Origin of the sequence: Paramylibacter kogurei (assembly GCF_002742285.1) — a bacterium.
GTDB classification, from domain to species: Bacteria; Pseudomonadota; Alphaproteobacteria; order Rhodobacterales; family Rhodobacteraceae; genus Amylibacter; species Amylibacter kogurei.
On the sequence record NZ_MDGM01000009.1, the window covers coordinates 65,220 to 84,177 of the forward strand.

Here is an 18,958-nt window from a genome sequence, read left to right on the forward strand (position 1 = left end):
GAATAATCATGGGGCGGGCACCCTACCAAAAGGATATGTTGCATGTCGACTTTGCTGGAAATGCGATCCATTACCAAAAAGTTTCCAGGCGTCAAGGCGTTGGACGACGTAAGCATCACAGTAGAAGAAGGCGAAATTCACGCCATTTGCGGTGAAAATGGTGCGGGCAAATCTACACTTATGAAAGTATTGTCAGGTGTTTATCCCGCCGGGAGTTATGACGGTGAAATCCACTATGATGGCAATCTTGCTGCCTTTCGCAACATTTCTGATAGTGAAAACCAAGGCATAATCATCATTCATCAAGAACTTGCGTTGATCCCTCAATTATCCATCGCTGAAAATATTTTTTTGGGAAATGAACAGGCGAACAAAGGTATTGTGAATTGGCGCAAAACATTCAGTGGCACTGAAACGTTATTGGCTAAGGTCGGATTATCTGAAGCGCCCTCAACACGACTTGATACCTTGGGAGTTGGCAAACAACAATTAGTTGAAATTGCAAAAGCATTATCAAAAGACGTGCGATTGTTAATATTGGACGAACCCACTGCTGCTCTTTCTGAGGCGGATAGCCAAGTATTGCTGGATTTGATGCTGGAGCTAAAATCCAAAGGCGTGACCTGCATTATTATCAGTCATAAATTGAACGAAGTGCGCAAGGTCGCCGACAGCGTCACCGTCATTCGTGATGGCGTCACGGTCTCGACAATGAACACCAAGGTAGAAACAGTCACCGAAGATATCATTGTACGTGATATGGTCGGGCGCGAAATGGGTGCACGTTACCCTTCTCGTGAAACGAAGTTGGGCGAACCATTGTTGGAAATCAATGATTGGTCTGTGTGGCATCCAGAGCAATCCGAACGCCAAGTCATTAAAAACATTAATATGTCTGTTCGCGCTGGCGAAGTGGTTGGCATTGCTGGGGTCATGGGTGCAGGGCGCACTGAGCTTGCAATGAGTTTGTTTGGCAAGAGCTATGGCCGAAATATTTCCGGCTCAGTAAAGATGCACGGCAAACCCATAGATGTTTCATCCGTTGGCAAGGCAATCAGCACCGGTCTTGCCTATGTAACCGAAGATCGCAAATCTCTTGGACTGATATTAGACGATAATATCCAACGCAACATTACATTGGCCAATTTGGGAAACGTATCCAAGGCTGGTGTAATTGTAGAGGCAGAAGAAACTAAAGTTGCCGAACATTATCGCTCTACTATGAACGTACGCACACCATCCGTTTTTCAAACCGTAGGCAATTTGTCAGGTGGAAACCAACAAAAGGTGGTTCTGTCGAAATGGTTATTCACTGATCCTGAAGTTCTAATTCTAGATGAACCAACGCGCGGGATTGATGTGGGCGCAAAATTTGAAATTTACGGCATAATTAACAATCTGGCCGCACAGGGCAAAGGCATCGTGTTCATTTCATCCGAAATGCCAGAACTACTGGGTATGTGTGATCGTATTTATGTCATGAACGAAGGTACGTTTGTGGGTGAACTTGCGGCCAAAGATGCCAGCCAAGAAAGCATTATGTCACTGATTGTGACGGACTAAAGGGAACCAAATGAGCAACTCTAAAACAAACGCGTCAGGGCAATTGCGCACCTATCTAAGTAATCATTTACGTGAATATGGTCTGTTGTTCGCATTGATCGCTATCATGGCATTTTTTCAAATCATGACTGGGGGTATTTTGCTGCGTCCTGTCAACATTACCAATCTTTTTTTGCAAAACAGTTACATCATAATCATGGCACTTGGCATGTTGCTGATCATCGTAACCGGCAATATCGATTTATCGGTTGGTTCCGTAATGGGATTTGTCGGGGCATTTGCAGCTGTATTGATCGTTTCACATGGATTGTCAGTCGCCGCTGCCCTTCCGATATGTTTGATAATGGGCGCACTCATTGGCGCGGCACAGGGGTACTGGGTTGCCTACTGGAAAATACCATCCTTCATTGTCACGCTTGCGGGAATGTTAGTGTTTCGTGGGCTATCGCTTTGGTTGTTAGAAGGACAATCAATTGGCCCCTTCCCTAAGTCATTTCAATCATTATCCACTGGTTTCATCCCCGACGTTTTTGGCATCAATCGTCCCAACGGTACCGCATTGGCTGCTGGCGTTATTACTGTATGTTTGATCGTGTGGATGGGGATGCGCGCACGAGCGCGTGATAAAAGCTATGGTATTATTGGTGAACCGCAGGCGTTGTTCATCATACGCAATATTATCATCGCGGGAGCGTTGCTGTTTATTACATATAAATTATCTACATTCCGTGGATTACCAAATGTATTGATTACAATGGCGATCCTTACGGTTGTTTATGCATTCATCACAGAAAACACAGTTTTAGGCCGCCGCATTTATGCACTGGGCGGCAACGAAAAAGCATCAAAACTATCAGGTATCAAAACCGAAAAAATGACATTCCTGGCCTTTGTAAATATGGGGGTTTTAGCTGCATTAGCAGGGTTAATTTTTGCTGCTCGTTTGAACACCGCGACACCAAAGGCTGGTTTGTCGGTTGAGTTGGATGTGATCGCGGCCGTGTTTATTGGCGGTGCATCCATGTCTGGTGGATCAGGCAAAATCATTGGCGCTGTAGTTGGTGCATTCATAATGGGTGTGATGAACAATGGCATGTCGATCCTTGGCATCGGTATTGATTACCAGCAAATCATTAAAGGTTTGGTTCTTTTGGCCGCTGTATTTTTCGACGTCTACAATAAAAGCAAACAAGGATAAGCGGTATGTTTCTCTCACAAATAAAATCTTTGGATGGAGATGTCCAAGTCATTATGCGAGACGGTGAGGATGCCCGGGTGGTGAATATGGTGAACAACACCTATGAACTTGCAACGCGCGCAATCAAGGCGGACAAATCACTTATAGATATGATTGAAGAACTCGGGCTTGGCTCTTCGGTTGATTTGCTTCAGGCGATCAACCAAAACCGGATAGTGTTACCAGTTCACCATCATGATCCTGCACATTTGCATATGACAGGTACGGGATTAACCCATCTGGGATCTGCAGCAACGCGCAATGCAATGCATACCCAAACAGACAATGCAAACACCCCCATCACAGATTCCATGCGCATTTTCCAAGATGGCGTTGAAAACGGGAAACCTGAAGCAGGTAAAATTGGCGCACAGCCAGAATGGTTTTACAAAGGGAACGGTAACGCAGCAGTGGCACCAGAATCCCCATTAACCAAACCAAGTTTTGCTTTGGACGCAGGCGAAGAGCCCGAAATTGCTGGAATCTACATTATATCAGACACTGGCACACCGTATCGTATCGGATATTCGCTCGCCAATGAATTTTCTGATCACATTACTGAACGGGGCAATTATTTATGGTTGGCACATTCCAAACTACGCCAAGCCAGCTTTGGCCCTGAAATTCTGATAGGTGATTTACCCCACGATATTCGCGGTACCAGTCGAATATTGCGCGGTGATGAAACGCTCTGGGAGAAATCATTTTTGTCGGGCATAGATAACATGTCCCACTCCATCGAAAATTTGGAACACCATCATTTCAAATATGATTTATTTCGCCAACCTGGTGATTTGCATGTGCATTTTTTTGGGACAGCAACTCTTTCTTTTGCCGATGAAATTCAAACTAGAGAAGGTGACATTTTCGAAATTGATGCTCCGCAACTTGGCATCGCGCTACGAAACCCACTCACCGTTTCAACATCAGAACCAGATGTTTGCCCTGTCACAGCCCTTTAAGGAAAACGAATGACATTTAAACCAAAAGAATGGCCACGAAAATTACGTTCTCAAGAATGGTTTGGTGGAAATAGTCGCGATACCATCTATCATCGGGGATGGATGAAAAACCAAGGTTTCCCGCATGATTTATTCGATGGCAGACCTGTTATTGGCATATTAAATACTTGGTCTGAACTCACCCCATGTAATGCACATCTGCGTGATTTAGCCGAACGGGTTAAACACGGAATTTACGAGGCTGGTGGTTTCCCCGTCGAAGTTCCCGTTTTTTCCGCAGCCGAAAGTTCATTCCGTCCAACGGCAATGATGTATCGCAATCTTGCAGCACTTGCTGTCGAAGAAGCAATGCGCGGTCAACCTATGGATGGCTGTGTCCTGTTGGTGGGCTGTGATAAAACCACACCATCATTGTTGATGGCTGCGGCATCAACCGATTTACCATCAATCGTTGTGACGGGAGGGCCAATGTTAAATGGGTATTTCCAGAATGAACGTGTTGGCTCTGGCACGCATTTATGGAAATTTTCCGAGGCTGTGAAAGCAGGCAAAATGAGCGCAGATGAATTTGCAGAAGCAGAGTCATCAATGTCTCGATCTCCAGGGTCGTGTAATACCATGGGTACCGCATCTACCATGGCCAGCATGGCAGAGGCATTGGGTATGGCACTATCTGGTAACGCCGCCATCCCCGCCGTCGACAGCCGTCGACGTGTGATGGCACAATTAACGGGAAGACGAATTGTTCAGATGGTTAAGGATGATTTAAAACCATCCGATGTTATGACCAAGAAAGCCTTTGAAAATGCGATCCGAACCAACGGAGCGATTGGCGGTTCAACCAACGCGGTCGTGCACTTACTGGCGATTGCGGGACGCTTGAAAATCGATGTCACACTCGACGATTGGGATCGATGCGGAAAAGACGTTGCAACCATTGTGAACCTGATGCCATCAGGAAAATATCTCATGGAAGAATTTTTCTATGCAGGCGGATTACCAGTTGTTCTAAAACGACTTGGCGAAGCTGGTTTGTTGCACAAAGATGCGCTTACGGTGTCGGGGGAAACACAGTGGGATCAAGTGAAAAATGTTGTCAATCATAACGAAGATGTAATTCTACCTGTTCAAAACGCATTGACCAGCCAAGGCGGCATTGCTGTGCTGAAAGGTAATTTGGCACCCAAAGGTGCGGTTTTAAAACCCTCTGCGGCGAGTGAGGAATTGCTCATCCATCGCGGGCGTGCTGTGGTTTTTGAAGACATTGATGATTACAAAGCAAAAATAAATGATGAAAATTTGGACATTGATGAAACTTGCATCATGGTTCTGAAAAACTGTGGCCCCAAGGGATATCCGGGCATGGCAGAGGTAGGGAATATGGGTCTACCTCCCAAGATTTTACGCAAAGGTATCACAGACATGATACGCATTTCGGACGCTCGTATGTCTGGGACAGCCTATGGAACAGTGATCCTTCATACTTCACCAGAAGCGGCGGCGGGTGGGCCGCTCGCCGTTGTGCAAAATGGCGACATGATTGCAGTGGATGTGCCAAACCGTCATTTACACCTGGATATAAGCGACGCTGAACTCGCATCGCGTTTGGCTGCTTGGAAACCAAATATTGAACATCCTACATCGGGATATGCTTGGCTCCATCATATGCACGTTGAAGGTGCGGACACAGGTGCCGATCTTGATTTCCTAAAAGGTGGTCGTGGTTCTGCCGTTGGTAAGGATTCACATTAATGACAACAAATATCGCATTGGTTGGCATTGGTAAAATCGCCATTGATCAACATATTCCTGCAATTATGGCGTCACCAGATTGGGAACTGGCGGCAACGGTATCGCGCAACAACACTGTAAAAGATGTCGAAAATTACACCGATATGGATGCGATGTTAAAACAGCGCCCTGATATCCCAGTGGTATCACTAAGTATTCCACCTGCCCCGCGATATGAATACGCTAAATCTGCTATCGCAGCGGGTCGTCACGTTATGTTGGAAAAACCACCCGGCGCCTCATTATCAGAGGTGCAAATTTTACAAGACTTGGCAAATGATGCTGGCATCAGCCTTTACGCAACGTGGCATTCCCGCGAAGCAGCAGATGTCGCCGCGGCGAAACAATGGCTATCCGACAAAAAACTGCATGATTTAACTATCACTTGGAAAGAAGATGTGCGCCGATGGCATCCTGGACAAGAATGGATTTGGCAACCAGCGGGCATGGGCGTTTTTGACCCTGGGATCAATGCGCTATCAATTGTAACTGAAATATTGCCTGACCCCATACATCTTCGATCTGCAAATCTTGTGATCCCTAAGAACAAACAAACTCCGATTGCCGCAGACCTAGATTTTAGCCACCCGTCGGGAGCAACCGTGCGCGCAGAATTTGACTTTAGACAGCCTGAAGAACAGATTTGGGAAATCAAGGCCACAACAGATGCGGGTGTCATGCGTTTGATTGATGGAGGAGCAAAGCTGTTTGTTGATGATGAGCGTCTGTCAATAAAACACACAAATCCATTGTCTGGCGAATATCCTCGTTTGTATCAAAACATGTTCCAATTGATCGCAAATTCTGCTTCTGACGTCGATTTGCGCCCGATGACATTGATCCTAGACGCCTTCACACTTGGCAATCGCGAAATGACCGACGCATTTATCGAATAGACCTCCATTGATAGGAAACATCATGGCGCAACCTTTGACATACCACCCGCATGGAAAAATACTAATTGATGGGAATTGGCTCGAGGCCGAATCTACATTTAAAAACGCACCCATTTCTGGCACGGTGTTTGAATTTTTCAATGCAACAACTCAACAGGTTGATTTGGCATGCAAATCGGCAGAACGCGCATTTTCGAACTATAGTAACACAACCCGAAAAGAGCGTGCCGCATTCTTAAACACCATCGCGGATGAAATAGAAAGCCGCGCAGAATTTATCACACAAATCGGCACTTCTGAAACAGGACTGCCTGCGGCGCGATTACAAGGCGAACGTGGACGAACAACGGGGCAATTACGCTTGTTCGCTCAACACATATTACAAGGTGACTACTTAGACATTCGTCACGATCCAGCTCTGCCAGATCGCGAACCTGCACCACGACCCGAATTACTTATGATGCAACACCCCATCGGACCCGTTGCAGTTTTTGGCGCATCCAATTTTCCATTGGCATTTTCTGTTGCTGGCGGAGACACCGCAGCAGCATTTGCTGCAGGTTGTCCGGTGATTGTCAAAGGCCACCCTGCCCACCCAGGTACAAGCGAAATAATCGCAGAGGCCATCAGTGCGGCGATCACCAAAACTGGCATGGATTCAGGTATTTTCTCATTCCTGCAGACAAACCAAAACGAAACAGCCGCCGCATTGGTTAAACACCCACTCATCACCGCCGTCGGTTTCACAGGATCTTTGCGCGCGGGTCGTATCTTGTTTGACATGTGTGCAGCGCGACCGACACCAATACCTTTCTTTGGTGAGCTTGGTTCTGTGAATCCGATGTTTATTTTGGCAAATGCTCTGGAAAATCGCACAGAAGAAATTGCAAATGGCTGGGCCGCGTCACTATCAATGGGAGCCGGGCAATTTTGCACCAACCCAGGAGTTGCCGTGCTCATAAAAGGGGCGGATGCAGATGCGTTTGCACAATTTACGGTTTCGGCATTGCGCAGCATTGAACCACAATTCATGTTAACTGATGGTATCGCGAATGCTTATCGTGGCGGCACGCAAAATTTAACCCAAAGCAATGGGGTCCAAGAACTATACAAGACAACGGACAAAGATCGTAGTGCAAGGCCAAATCTGTTTATCACCACGGGTAACGAATGGTTAGCTAATGCTAACTTAGGCGAAGAAGTGTTTGGCCCAGTTGGTATTATCGTTCAAACAAATGACACGGCGCAAATGTTAGAAGTTGTGGAAAGCTTGCAAGGGCAGCTTACCTGCACTTTGCATATGGACGAAGCTGATACAGATACTGCACACATTTTGCTACCTATCCTTACCCGCAAAGCTGGGCGTGTATTGGCCAACGGTTTCCCAACAGGTGTCGAGGTAAGCGACACAATGGTGCACGGTGGCCCCTACCCCGCATCCACCAATTTTGGCGCGACATCCGTAGGCACAATGGCCATACGACGTTTTTTACGCCCAGTATGTTTTCAAAATATTCCTGCTGAATTGCTTCCTTCCGATTTGACAAAATAACTGGTGCCACTGTGCCCCTTCAACACCTTTGAGACATCACGAAATATTATGCTAAGCTAGAGTTTTTCGCTCATTCTGATCCTTGGAGGGATTGAATACGAATGCACATTAATATCTGGGCTTCGTTCTTAAACACAAACTCTATCAAATCGTTACGCTTTCCATACGCGAAAATTCATCTACATCGGAATTACAATTGATATCTACCCAAGGCCCTCATCAAACGTCGAGACAAGTTTCAAAAGCTTATCAATAACTCTTGAGACCGCTGATTTACGTTCAAGAATTGTTGGTTTTTTTTCTAACGCTTCGACCACGTTTCGTTGCAATGGGACTTTTCCAGAAAAATGATACTCTTCTATCAACGCTGCAAAGGCATCAGGCTTTAACCCTTCTACCTCACAAAGTTCGACTGTCGCCTTACTTCTTTCAGCGTTCCAGAATGCGTCAAATGCACTCTCGATGGTCGTCTCGCCCGTAACAGTTGGCATGTACTGTTCGATGAATTTCTCGATTAGCTCCCGCTTGCTACGCAACTGACGCTCTGACCCCAACAAGTCAAAGACACTCTTCTTTTTGGCCTTAGATGCATCGCGAATTTTAGGATCAAGACTATCTTCGCCCGCCAAAGCTTCAGATAACAACGCCAGAATATACGCCACATTGATTTCGTCACGGTGGATGAGTTCAAGTTCGAAATCCACTTCGTTCAAAATTGACGCGCCATCATCTGGCTTGTCGGTCTTAACGGCGTCTCCTATATCCTGATATTTGCTGGAATAATCCTCGAACTCTTGCGCGCTGAGAACCAGATCACCTTCGTCGTACTCTGTGAAACTGCGTAAAACATTTTTCAATCGCATCAGGTTGCGAAAGGCCTTCACAAAGGCGAGCTTGTCATCCTCTGATTTCAGTTCATTAACGCTCTCAGGATCGGGCGCGACGGATCGCAACAACTCAACAGCTTCGTTAAACTGCGTAAGGTAATCTTCATAAGGAGCAATCAGGATTTCCTCGATCGCCTCCTTGTTGGAAAACAACGTAATTGCATCATCCGTTGCGGGCTTGAGGTTACGAAAACATACCACATTGCCCTGGGATTTCACCTGCCCCAGAATGCGGTTCGTCCGTGAAAAAGCCTGAATTAACCCGTGATATTTAAGGTTCTTATCAACATAAAGCGTGTTCAATTTTTTTGCATCAAATCCGGTCAGGAACATGTTCACGACTAGCAAGATATCAAGCCGGTCCTTATCTAATGCAGCTTCTGTATCGCGATCTTTCAGACGTTTACTCAGGTGATTGTAGTACGTGTAAAATCCCTTGCTATCCTTCACGGTCTCACTGGTTTGATACATCGCGTTGTAATCTGCAACAAAGCTTTCTAGCCGATCCCTTTTGTGCACATCCACCGGCAAATCCGCGACGTTCAAATCAGGATCACCAATCAACCCATCTGCATCTGGATCCGCTTCATTTGGTCCATAGGTAAAGATCGTGGCAACGCGCAAATGATGCTCACCCGCATCGCGCTTGCGCTTAAATGCCTCGTAATACTCAATCAACGCATCCACGGAGCTTACACAGAGCATCGCACTAAACTGTTTATTATGCGTTTTGCGATCGTGGTTTTGAATGATCCAATCAACAACACCCTCAATCCGTTCTGGGCTGTCGTAGAACTCTTTGACGTTAATCGACGGCACATCCTCGTCGATCAAACTGCCGTCTTTGCGCTTAAGCTTCCCCCAATATTCGATTGAAAACTTCAGAACATTGTCATCCGCAATCGCATCGGTGATCACATATTTATGCAAGCATTGCGTGAACAAATCCTTGGTGGTTTGTTTGCCCACGGCGTTGTCTGCAAAAATCGGTGTGCCGGTGAAACCGAACATCTGCGCCTTGCTAAAAAACGACACAATCCGCTTGTGGGTCTCGCCAAATTGCGAGCGGTGGCATTCGTCAAAAATGAATACCACGCGTTGATCTTTGACCCCTTCCAACACACCTTCATAACGATCCCGCGTGATCGCTGTGTTGAGCTTTTGTATGGTGGTTACGATCAGTTTCGTATCGCCCCCAAGCTGCCCTACCAGCGCTTTCGTATTGTCTGTTCCATCCACAGACCCGTCAGAAAAATGGTTGAACTCTTTCGTCGTCTGATAATCCAGATCGGCGCGATCCACGACGAACACGACCTTGTCCACTTTGGGGTTTTCAATCAACACCTGCGCGGCCTTAAACGATGTCAGCGTCTTGCCCGACCCCGTCGTGTGCCAGATATACCCGTTCTTGCGCCCTGCCTTGACCCGCGCGTCAATCGCCTCGACCGCGTAATATTGATAGGGGCGCAGCACCATCAGGATCTTATGGCTTTCGTGTAGAACGATATATTTGCTGATCATCTTGGACACGTGACATTTTTCCAAAAACGCATCGGCAAATGCATCCAACTGCGTGATCAGCGTGTTATCTTCCTCGGCCCAGAAAAACGTCTGTTTGAAATCCTGTTTGCGGTTATTGGCGTAATATTTGGTGTTCACCCCGTTTGAAATTACAAATATCTGCACATATTGGAATAAACCGTTTTCGGCCCAATAGCTGTGGCGTTGATAGCGGTTGATTTGGTTGAATGCTTCCTTAAGCTCCATCCCGCGCCGTTTCAGCTCGATCTGGACCAAGGGCAGACCGTTGACCAACAGCGTCACGTCAAAGCGTGTTTTGTGATGCCCCGTTACCGTCACCTGCGTGGTGACCTGATATTCGTTCTGGCACCATTCTTGGGTATTCATAAACCGCAGGTAAAGCGGCGTGCCATCATCGCGTGTCAACTGCATACGCCCGCGCAATGTCTTGGCTTTGTCAAACACATTGCCCTTGTCCAGATGGTTAATCACCTTGGCAAATTCGCTGTCCGAAAGCGTGACACCATTGTGTTTGCCCAACTGCAGCCGTAGGTTTTCACGCATCGCCGCCATATCGGGCAGCGTCACAGGGGCATAGCCAAGCCCGATCAGACGTTTGACAAGCCCCTCTTCCAATTGCGCTTCGGATTGATACCCTGCCATATGTTAAACCTAACTTTTAAATACCTTCGCTAAGGCCGCTGGCCCTTACACAAACATCTGTTGCAACAGACCTTTTTTAAATTCTTGCATCTTTGCCACCTGCCCCGCCACAGCGGCGATTTTGGCGTCCATAGCGGACAAAGCATCCGCGATTTTTTGTTGTTCGTCTGGGTGAGGGGCTTTGACCTTCAGGGATCTTATGTCAGGGCCGCTTATCGCAGCGAAAGTGCTCCCTTGCTCTAAGGCTGCCCATTTGGGTTCGTAACGTAACAAAAACTGGTGCCAAAATTCCTGATGTTGAGGTTTGTTCGCTCTTAACGCGGCAATTCCCCTACCAATACATGCGCGATGAATGGCCTTGGAAGTTTCTCCTACGGGTGCGCGGACAGACAAAAGAATGTCATCGATCTCACAAATTTTTGTAATTTCTGAGGTATAACGCCGTGGCGCGCTAAGTCGAAATTTCACATCTGCATTACCCTGAATTAGCGGCAAACCCTCTTTCTGGTCGTTGTAACTGGATGAGCTCGGCGATTGGCCCATTTCGACGGATAAGACATCCCCCAACCGCTTCTCTTCCCAATCGGGAAAGGCGGTGCCGTCAGATTTGGTGAAGCGGAGGCGTTGGCTGAACAGGGCTTGCATCAACCCGCGTTTATAGCGCTCCAACCCCTCTTGCCGCGCTTTCAACCCCGCGAATTTCGCATCCACCACCCCCAAAAACGCCGCGATTTTCTTTTGTTCGGGGAGTGAGGGTAGGCCAAATCGAATAGCCAACATATCGGTTTTATTGACAAACTTAGTTGCATTTCCAGACTTCATGCGCTCGAAATAGCCACCGCTTGCGGTGTTCTTGAGGACGTGAAACACAAACCTGGGAAAGGTTTGTTCTGCTGCTAGTCTCACGAGAAAAATATTCCAAGCAATTAGAAATTTTTGATCCTCATTTACAATTATGACCTTTCCCAAGGTCCCAATGTTTGAAACCAGAATGTCATTCAAAACGGGATTAAACTTCGAACAATACGTCTTGTAGTCAGCGGAGCCAATCGAACGCGCTTCTGAAAAATCAAGCTCCCCAGAAGTAATATGTTTCGCCTGAATAATCGGCGCACCACTACTCACATATTGCACTTGATCAGCAGCTGTATTTACTCCTTGATAACTCTGACTAACAATTTCACCAAGCCTGATCCCCTCCCAATCCCCCGAAAACTCAGGGAACCGCAGCACTGGCACTATATCCGCGACACTCATAACGGCGCCTCAATCCCAAGCTCATCACAAAACCCTTTGATCTGCGCATCCAGTTCGGCCATGCCTGCGGCGCCCGCTTTCAACTCGGCAGCAACAGCGGCCAGATCAATCGGCTCTTCCTCTTCGAACGTATCCACATAGCGCGGGATGTTGAGGTTATAATCGTTCTCCGCCACTTCTGACAGTTTGGCGCGGTGCGAGAATTTATCCTCCACCACCCTGCCCTGATAGGTATCGACGATCTTGGCAATATCTTCGGGCCGTAGGTAATTCTGGTTCTTCGCCTTTTCAAAACAGGTGGAGGCATCGACAAACAAAATATCCTCTGGCTGTTCGCGGCATTTCTTGAACACCAGAATACAGGTCGGGATCGACGTGCCGTAAAAGATATTGGCTGGCAGGCCAATCACCGCATCCAGCCAGTTGCGTTCCTTGATGATATATTCGCGGATATGCCCCTCTGCCGCGCCGCGAAACAGCACGCCATGGGGCAGGATCACCGCCATGGTGCCGTTTTCATGCAATTGGTGCAGCATATGTTGGACGAATGCAAAATCGGCCTTGGACGCGGGCGCAAGACGGCCATATTGGCTATAACGATCATCATTCAGCAACAGCGGATTGGACGACCATTTGGCCGAAAACGGCGGGTTGGCCACCACGGCCTCGAACCGTTTATCGACATGCTGGGGGTGTTCCAACGTGTCCTCTTGTTTCAGATCAAAGTTGCGGTAATGCACCCCGTGCAGGATCATGTTCATCCGCGCAAGGTTATAGGTGGTGCGGTTCATTTCCTGACCATTAAAATCGCCCACCTCAACCTCTTTGGCGACACGCAGCAACAACGAGCCAGAACCACAGGTCGGATCATAGACCGACTTGATCCGCGTTTTGCCCGTGGTGACGATCCGCGCCAGAATGGTCGACACCTCTTGCGGGGTATAAAATTCCCCCGCCTTCTTTCCTGCCCCGCTGGCGAATTGCCCGATCAAATATTCATAGGCATCGCCCAACACGTCGCTTTCGATGTTTTCAAGCTCAAAGTCGATTTCATCAAGATGGGTAAGCACCTTGGCGATCAGGGTGTTCTTGGCCTCTTCGGTGCGGCCCAGCTTGTTGGACGTAAGATCCATGTCAGAGAAAAGATCATCAAAATCATCCTCAGACTCGCTACCCATTGTTGAACGTTCGATATTGTTGAGGATCGCGGAAAGGTCTTCGAGGATAAAATTTCCCGCCGTACTGCCTCGTTTGGCAACAGCGCTGAACAGCTCGGACGGTTTGAGGAAATAGCCCAATTCATCAATCGCCGCCTCTGCCACCGCATCAAGGATTTCTTTGCCCTCTGCGGTATTCTCAACAATATCGTTGAAATCAATGCCATCCTCGGACAAGATCGAATTGGCATAAAGATACAGGCGTTCGGACAGGTATTTGTAGAAAATGAAACCTAAGATGTAATCGCGAAATTCATCCGCATTCATTTTTCCCCGCAATGTATTGGCGATATCCCAGAGCTTTTGTTCAAGCTTCTTTTTTTGTTCTTCGGTCATGAATTTCCTTCAAATTAATCTGTTGTTAGATTTATGATGGATAGACGCGTTTGAGGAAAGCTCATTCTGCTTTCTTGCAAAACTAACTTTGCCGTGATTGCAAAATTCGAGTTTTACAATTCCTTGCGTCGCGCAATTCAGCAACAAGAACTTAGGTTTATGGAACAATTGATCTTTGTAATTTTCGCTTATTCAGAAATTCTATGGCTATTGGTTGTTCCATGGAATGATCAATCCAGTTATGCGACATGGCAAAGGGTAACTTTCTAAGCGGTGAACAAGGAAACGATTGTTGGATGAGTTCCCCCTCCCCCTTTTCTACCTTTTACTAGGCTTTCCAATTCGAGCGTTGTACAGAGCTTTCGCTTTTTCATATTCTGGATCGCGTGGGTGCAATTCTTGCAGTGCGAACTCTAGTATCAAATCTTTCTCATCACCCGTTTCGTTTCTCTCCGTTTCAATTATCTCCATGACTTCAAAACAAGTTTCCTCGTCCATATGTCCATAATGACGACGGGTGATTTTAATATCTTCATGACCCAAGCATAGAGACCATGCCTTGAATTCTTTTTCGCTCCGGCACAATTCAACACCAAACGCTGCCAAGCAGTGACGCGCGCTGTGTGGATGATAGCTATGTTTGGTATTCTTGCTGGCCACAGCGAATGCTTGTCGAACCACATCTGCACCTTTTAGAGGTTCAAAAGGTTTGCGCGGTTGAACACCAGGGGATCGATTTTGAATAAGTGATTGCTCTGTTGGAAACACAGCATCATCACGACGTGCTCCTAATGTTTCCATTTCATTGACCCATTCCGTGAACACACTCAGAAATGTTTCTGGAACTGGGAAAAACCGTCCGCGGTAGCTCTTGCCGTTTTTTGCGCGCCCATTGGTGCCATCTTGAACAAAGATACTTTTCTGCAAATCCACATCGCGATGCCGCAAACCTGCCAATGCGTTTGCACGCAATCCTGTTAAAAAAGCACAGGCAAAAACGGCGCGTTGACGGCGATCCAACCGCGTTGCCTTGGGCATGGATCGAAGCATCTCTTCTGCTTCCGATAGCGTTGGATAAACCTTCTCCTTTGCTGGCTTGACTTTGGCCATCTGCGCTTTGGGAAGGTCCAGATATTCTGGCAAAGTCTGATCAAGGCTGCGATACCCTTTTTGCTTAAGCAACCAAGTGAGGAATAAGCGCAGTTGTGATGCGCGATGTCCGATCGTAGAATTGCTGATGGCGTCTTCGCTAAGTTCACTCCCGCGTTGAATAAGGTCTTCTCGATATTGCGCAACAAGTTGCGGAGTGATCTGTTTGAACACGACACCCTTGCTAAATCGTTCGAATTCTCGGATCGCAATAAGATGCGCATCTATCGTTTTCGTCGCATACTTGCCCATAAAAACGATGTACCCATGCAGCAATCTATCATTCGAATAGTAGAAAATATTCTCGCTAGTGATCTGTTTTATGCCTGTTTTAGCCTTAAAACCTGCTTTTCCTTCGTCTATTGTATCTAGGCTAGCGCCCGTGTTTTTGCATTTTTGAACGCTGTCCCATTGCGTCGCATTCAATAACTTTGTGGCGCAGGTTTTGCAGCTGTCACAATTGGCCCTTACCTGCACATTTCTATATTTCGTTGAAAACATATATTCGATCGCAACCGCATCTGGCCAAAAGACCCCGCGGCAAGAGAAACATTTGAATTCACCTAATCGTAAGCTTCTCTTGTCTCGTCTCGACTGCGCTTCAATAAACGCTATGAGCGACGAGCCTTGGAACACATATGGTTTGGTTACATCTGATGGATGTAATCCAACTTTTACCCACCCCGATACGGTATTTTTGGTCACGCCACATATTTCACAGACTTGCTTGACGCTATAAACACGATTGGCTTTAAACAATCTCTTCATGTTTCTTTTAGCCATTGGAACCATCCCGATCCGCTTTCACCTGCGCATCATAATTTTCCAACTCACCAAGCAACCATCGCGTTGTCCCCCTGCTCAACTGAATGGGCTTTGGAAACGCATTCGCTGTTTCACTCGCCCAACGCCAAATCGTTGCAATAGACACGTCGTAACGCGCCGCAACATCCTCGACGCGCAAATAAATACGATCATTAACTGGCGATTGAATTGATTTTGTAGCTAACGGCTGGTGTGAGCTTTCCAAAGGTGTAGAAGTTTTTTCGCCAGAAGCAGCACACGGCTTAACAGCTGCAGAATTATTATACTCAAACAGATCTGGGGTGTTTGGTGTCTTAGACATAGATGTTTCCCTTCCCACGACGTGGGCTCTTTTTTGAAAAAAGAAGGGAAGCACATCTTGCGCTTCGACTTACGAATGCCGTTCAATATGACGACAAGACACAACCTGCTACAGTTTGCAGCGCATTGCAACAGGTTTTTCTAGAGCTAGTTGTTTAGCCTAACCACGCAATACAAATGTGGGGCTAGATGTGGGGCTAGAACGTCTTTAGAAAATAATAATTGTTTAAAATCAATAATATAGATGTATTTTATGGCGGACAGACAGGGATTCGAACCCTGGAGACGGTCACCCGCCTACACACTTTCCAGGCGTGCGCCTTCGACCACTCGGCCACCTGTCCGTGAGGGGTGATGTACACTGTCAAAAACCAGTGATCAACCCCAAATCACCCAAGGATCACGCCTTGGGTGGTGTCTTTTTGCTACTGCGTTTTGCAGGTTCGGATTTGTTCAAATCGCTAAGGTTCTTGATCGTAATATCGCGTTGCGCAAACGGAATTTCGATACCTTCGTCTTTGAACCGCTGCGCGATGGCAAAGTTCAGATCAGACGTGACCGCCAGCATATTGTTCACGTCGCGCAAAATCGCTCGAATTTCGAAATCCAGTGAATCTGCACCAAAACGGCGGAACAGAACATTGGGCGCTGGGTATTTCAAAATCATCGGGTGATCTTTGACCAATTCGAACAAAATCTTTTCGATCTTTCGGGGATCGCTGCCGTATCCAACACCGATGGGAACAATCACGCGACCATGTTTATTGCCGTGGGTCCAGTTGGTAACCGTTCCCCCAATCAAATCCGCATTCGGGATGATTACCGTGGCACGATCAAAGGTTTCAACACTGGTAGAGCGGACGGATATTTTGCGCACATAACCTGAAAACGCGCCCACCTCGACCCAATCGCCCAGTTTGATCGGACGTTCGATCAACAAAATGATGCCAGACACAAAGTTTGACACAATCGTTTGCAGGCCAAAACCGATACCAACTGATAACGCACCAGCAACAATTGCAAGGTTAGATAGATCAAGCCCTGTTGACATAATCGCAAGCAACGCCGCCAAGAATATCCCGATATAGCCAAGCCCGGTGACAAGCGCATTTTGCGCGCCATCATCAATCGTGGTGTTGGGTAAAACACTAGTGCGTAGCGCAGATTGCAACAACCGCGTTAACGTATAACCGATGGAAAAAATCAGAACAAAGGACAGGAAATCGGAAATTGAAAACCGTGTATCGCCGATTGAAATACCTTCGCGAAGCTGTATCCAAAGATCGCTAATATCGCTGACACGTGCTCCCCAGATGATTGCCAAGATGGGCAAGGCCAAACAGATCAGGGCAAAGCCGACAGCGGATTTATACAACCCACCTGCGGATCCTGTGTTTTGGCCTTCTTCACCTTCGGCCAGTGCAGCAGGTTTGCGTTGAAAGGTTTCAAGAATATTGACCAACAGCGCAAACAGCAAAAACAAGGTTGCAATCAACGCCAGCGATAACAGTGTTGAAAACACGATATTTGCGCCAAGATTGATGTAACCAATCGCAGCAACCACTGGGCCGACAAAGGCCACAACGGTACAAAACCCCGTCAACAGTCGCGATATTCGCCCCGACAGAGTTTCATTCGCCGCGGCCAAATCCTCTGGCGTCATGCCCGCGCGATAATTGCGAAATTTCCGCGCTAATATATACAGCCCAAGCGCGCCCAGCACGATCAACGGGAATTGCATCACGGCGGGAACTTCGGCGGGCCAATCTTCGGTTTGGCGCCCAGCATCAATCAGATAGTTGAGCCCAAACACAGCTGCCAAGGCATAAACCGTACGCTTGCCACCCGTCAGGCGTGATTGATCGATATTCAGCAATTGCGCACCGGGGCCACCGGCAACAAACAAGTTTCGCGCAATCCAAATGGCGCCAAAGATGGTCAGGCCAATATAGGGTAAATAACCCTTTAACGCATCTCCACGTGCACCCAGAATATCCGCCAGCTCAACACCGCGCACAAACAGGAAAAACCCGATCATTGGCGCAATCAACAACCCAAGTGACAAAATAAATGCAGAAAATGCACGGCGCGGATTGCGCTCTTTGGCGGTGGTATCGGCAAGTTTGCGTGAAACCCAACGGGATGCAGGGAATATTAACAGCAATCCTAACAAAACCAACACAATGGTTGCAGGGGCGTTTGACAGGCGTGATTTTGAACGTCGTTCATCGCTAAATGCTTCGGTTAGTTCACCGTAAACGCCTTTGAAATAATCCAATTCCGCAACTGTTGCGGTTGCCCAATGTTTTGGGTTCAATGGGGATGGCCCCAATTGCAATAACGTGTCGGATTGGCGTGTGCGAATGGTTGAATCGATTTGATCAATCAACGATCCTGCACGGCGATAAGCCTCTTGTGCGACAATCAACGGGGCTTGGAATTCGGCAAGTTGTCCATTCAGTTCATCGCGCCGCGTTGCGACCTCTGCTGTTTCTGCGGGTTCGCCTTCTGCGGGGGGATCACCTAACAGCGCAAGCTGTTCGCGCACGGTAGAAACACGTTTCGCTCGTGTTTCCTGTTCCGCCAATGATTGTGAACGAAAGGTCGAAAGCGTTGTACGCATTTCTTCCAATGCCTCATTGGGGGTGTCGCTATCTTGGATGATCGTTTCCGCACGCGTTGCAACCTCTCGAAATTTTTCAAGATCGAAAGTAACAGGTGCGTTTTGTGCAAATACGCTCGCGCTTAGCATCACAAATGTGATGAACGCGAATATTCCCGTGATGGTGCGGCGCATGCCTA

The 18,958-nt window shown here is 47.4% G+C and carries 12 protein-coding genes and 1 tRNA gene; 6 read left to right on the top strand and 7 right to left on the bottom strand.

Annotated features, from left to right (window positions below; translation table 11 throughout):
- The first annotated feature begins 42 nt into the window (after window positions 1–42).
- From mmsA to BFP76_RS04580, 6 genes are read left to right on the top strand one after another with little or no spacing between them, the layout of a single operon-like run.
- A complete protein-coding gene (gene mmsA, locus BFP76_RS04555) occupies window positions 43–1,563 on the top strand; it encodes a multiple monosaccharide ABC transporter ATP-binding protein (protein WP_099592001.1) in 1,521 nt (506 codons plus the stop codon).
- Between the two features lie 10 nt (window positions 1,564–1,573).
- Window positions 1,574–2,761, top strand: coding sequence for a multiple monosaccharide ABC transporter permease (gene mmsB / locus BFP76_RS04560; RefSeq protein WP_099592002.1), 1,188 nt, complete (start codon window positions 1,574–1,576; stop codon window positions 2,759–2,761).
- 5 nt (window positions 2,762–2,766) lie between these two features.
- The gene (gene araD1 / locus BFP76_RS04565) at window positions 2,767–3,762 is read left to right on the top strand and encodes an AraD1 family protein (protein ID WP_099592003.1); all 996 of its coding nucleotides are present in this window, start codon (window positions 2,767–2,769) and stop codon (window positions 3,760–3,762) included.
- Window positions 3,763–3,771: 9 nt separating this feature from the next.
- Window positions 3,772–5,514: an L-arabinonate dehydratase gene (gene araD, locus BFP76_RS04570; RefSeq protein WP_099592004.1), complete on the top strand. Its 1,743-nt coding sequence runs from the start codon at window positions 3,772–3,774 to the stop codon at window positions 5,512–5,514.
- Window positions 5,514–6,449 carry a Gfo/Idh/MocA family protein gene (locus tag BFP76_RS04575; protein ID WP_099592005.1) on the top strand — a complete coding sequence of 312 codons (936 nt, stop codon included), beginning with the start codon at window positions 5,514–5,516 and terminating at the stop codon, window positions 6,447–6,449. The genes araD and BFP76_RS04575 overlap by 1 nt, the downstream gene beginning before the upstream one ends.
- Before the next feature lie 22 nt (window positions 6,450–6,471).
- Window positions 6,472–8,001, top strand: a complete 1,530-nt coding sequence (locus BFP76_RS04580) for an aldehyde dehydrogenase (NADP(+)) (RefSeq protein WP_099592006.1) — start codon at window positions 6,472–6,474, stop codon at window positions 7,999–8,001.
- 203 nt (window positions 8,002–8,204) lie between these two features.
- Here BFP76_RS04580 and BFP76_RS04585 read toward each other — a convergent pair whose 3' ends face one another.
- The 7 genes from BFP76_RS04585 to BFP76_RS04615 form a co-directional block, all read right to left on the bottom strand.
- Window positions 8,205–11,072: a type I restriction endonuclease subunit R gene (locus BFP76_RS04585; RefSeq protein WP_099592007.1), complete on the bottom strand. Its 2,868-nt coding sequence runs from the start codon at window positions 11,070–11,072 to the stop codon at window positions 8,205–8,207.
- Window positions 11,073–11,117: 45 nt separating this feature from the next.
- Window positions 11,118–12,329: a restriction endonuclease subunit S gene (locus tag BFP76_RS04590; protein WP_099592008.1), complete on the bottom strand. Its 1,212-nt coding sequence runs from the start codon at window positions 12,327–12,329 to the stop codon at window positions 11,118–11,120.
- A complete protein-coding gene (locus BFP76_RS04595; RefSeq protein WP_099592009.1) occupies window positions 12,326–13,882 on the bottom strand; it encodes a type I restriction-modification system subunit M in 1,557 nt (518 codons plus the stop codon). Before BFP76_RS04595 ends, BFP76_RS04590 begins: the two co-directional genes overlap by 4 nt.
- Window positions 13,883–14,200: 318 nt before the next feature.
- Window positions 14,201–15,814, bottom strand: a complete 1,614-nt coding sequence (locus tag BFP76_RS04600) for a tyrosine-type recombinase/integrase (RefSeq protein ID WP_165775661.1) — start codon at window positions 15,812–15,814, stop codon at window positions 14,201–14,203.
- Window positions 15,807–16,157 carry a helix-turn-helix transcriptional regulator gene (locus tag BFP76_RS14570; RefSeq protein ID WP_114365321.1) on the bottom strand — a complete coding sequence of 117 codons (351 nt, stop codon included), beginning with the start codon at window positions 16,155–16,157 and terminating at the stop codon, window positions 15,807–15,809. Before BFP76_RS14570 ends, BFP76_RS04600 begins: the two co-directional genes overlap by 8 nt.
- Before the next feature lie 253 nt (window positions 16,158–16,410).
- Window positions 16,411–16,500: transfer RNA gene (locus BFP76_RS04610), tRNA-Ser, on the bottom strand.
- Between the two features lie 56 nt (window positions 16,501–16,556).
- Complete coding sequence (locus tag BFP76_RS04615; RefSeq protein WP_099592011.1) at window positions 16,557–18,953, bottom strand: DUF3772 domain-containing protein; 2,397 nt, start codon at window positions 18,951–18,953, stop codon at window positions 16,557–16,559.
- Between the last annotated feature and the right edge of the window lie 5 nt (window positions 18,954–18,958).

Excerpts from the sequence above, each read along its gene's own strand:
- BFP76_RS04600 (WP_165775661.1), bottom strand. The coding sequence starts at position 15,814 with ATGGCTAAAAGAAACATGAAGAGATTGTTTAAAGCCAATCGTGTTTAT.
- BFP76_RS04575 (WP_099592005.1), top strand. The coding sequence starts at position 5,514 with ATGACAACAAATATCGCATTGGTTGGCATTGGTAAAATCGCCATTGAT.
- BFP76_RS04590 (WP_099592008.1), bottom strand. The coding sequence starts at position 12,329 with ATGAGTGTCGCGGATATAGTGCCAGTGCTGCGGTTCCCTGAGTTTTCG.
- araD1 (WP_099592003.1), top strand. The coding sequence starts at position 2,767 with ATGTTTCTCTCACAAATAAAATCTTTGGATGGAGATGTCCAAGTCATT.
- BFP76_RS04595 (WP_099592009.1), bottom strand. The coding sequence starts at position 13,882 with ATGACCGAAGAACAAAAAAAGAAGCTTGAACAAAAGCTCTGGGATATC.
- BFP76_RS04585 (WP_099592007.1), bottom strand. The coding sequence starts at position 11,072 with ATGGCAGGGTATCAATCCGAAGCGCAATTGGAAGAGGGGCTTGTCAAA.
- mmsA (WP_099592001.1), top strand. The coding sequence starts at position 43 with ATGTCGACTTTGCTGGAAATGCGATCCATTACCAAAAAGTTTCCAGGC.
- araD (WP_099592004.1), top strand. The coding sequence starts at position 3,772 with ATGACATTTAAACCAAAAGAATGGCCACGAAAATTACGTTCTCAAGAA.
- mmsB (WP_099592002.1), top strand. The coding sequence starts at position 1,574 with ATGAGCAACTCTAAAACAAACGCGTCAGGGCAATTGCGCACCTATCTA.
- BFP76_RS04580 (WP_099592006.1), top strand. The coding sequence starts at position 6,472 with ATGGCGCAACCTTTGACATACCACCCGCATGGAAAAATACTAATTGAT.
- BFP76_RS04615 (WP_099592011.1), bottom strand. The coding sequence starts at position 18,953 with ATGCGCCGCACCATCACGGGAATATTCGCGTTCATCACATTTGTGATG.
- BFP76_RS14570 (WP_114365321.1), bottom strand. The coding sequence starts at position 16,157 with ATGTCTAAGACACCAAACACCCCAGATCTGTTTGAGTATAATAATTCT.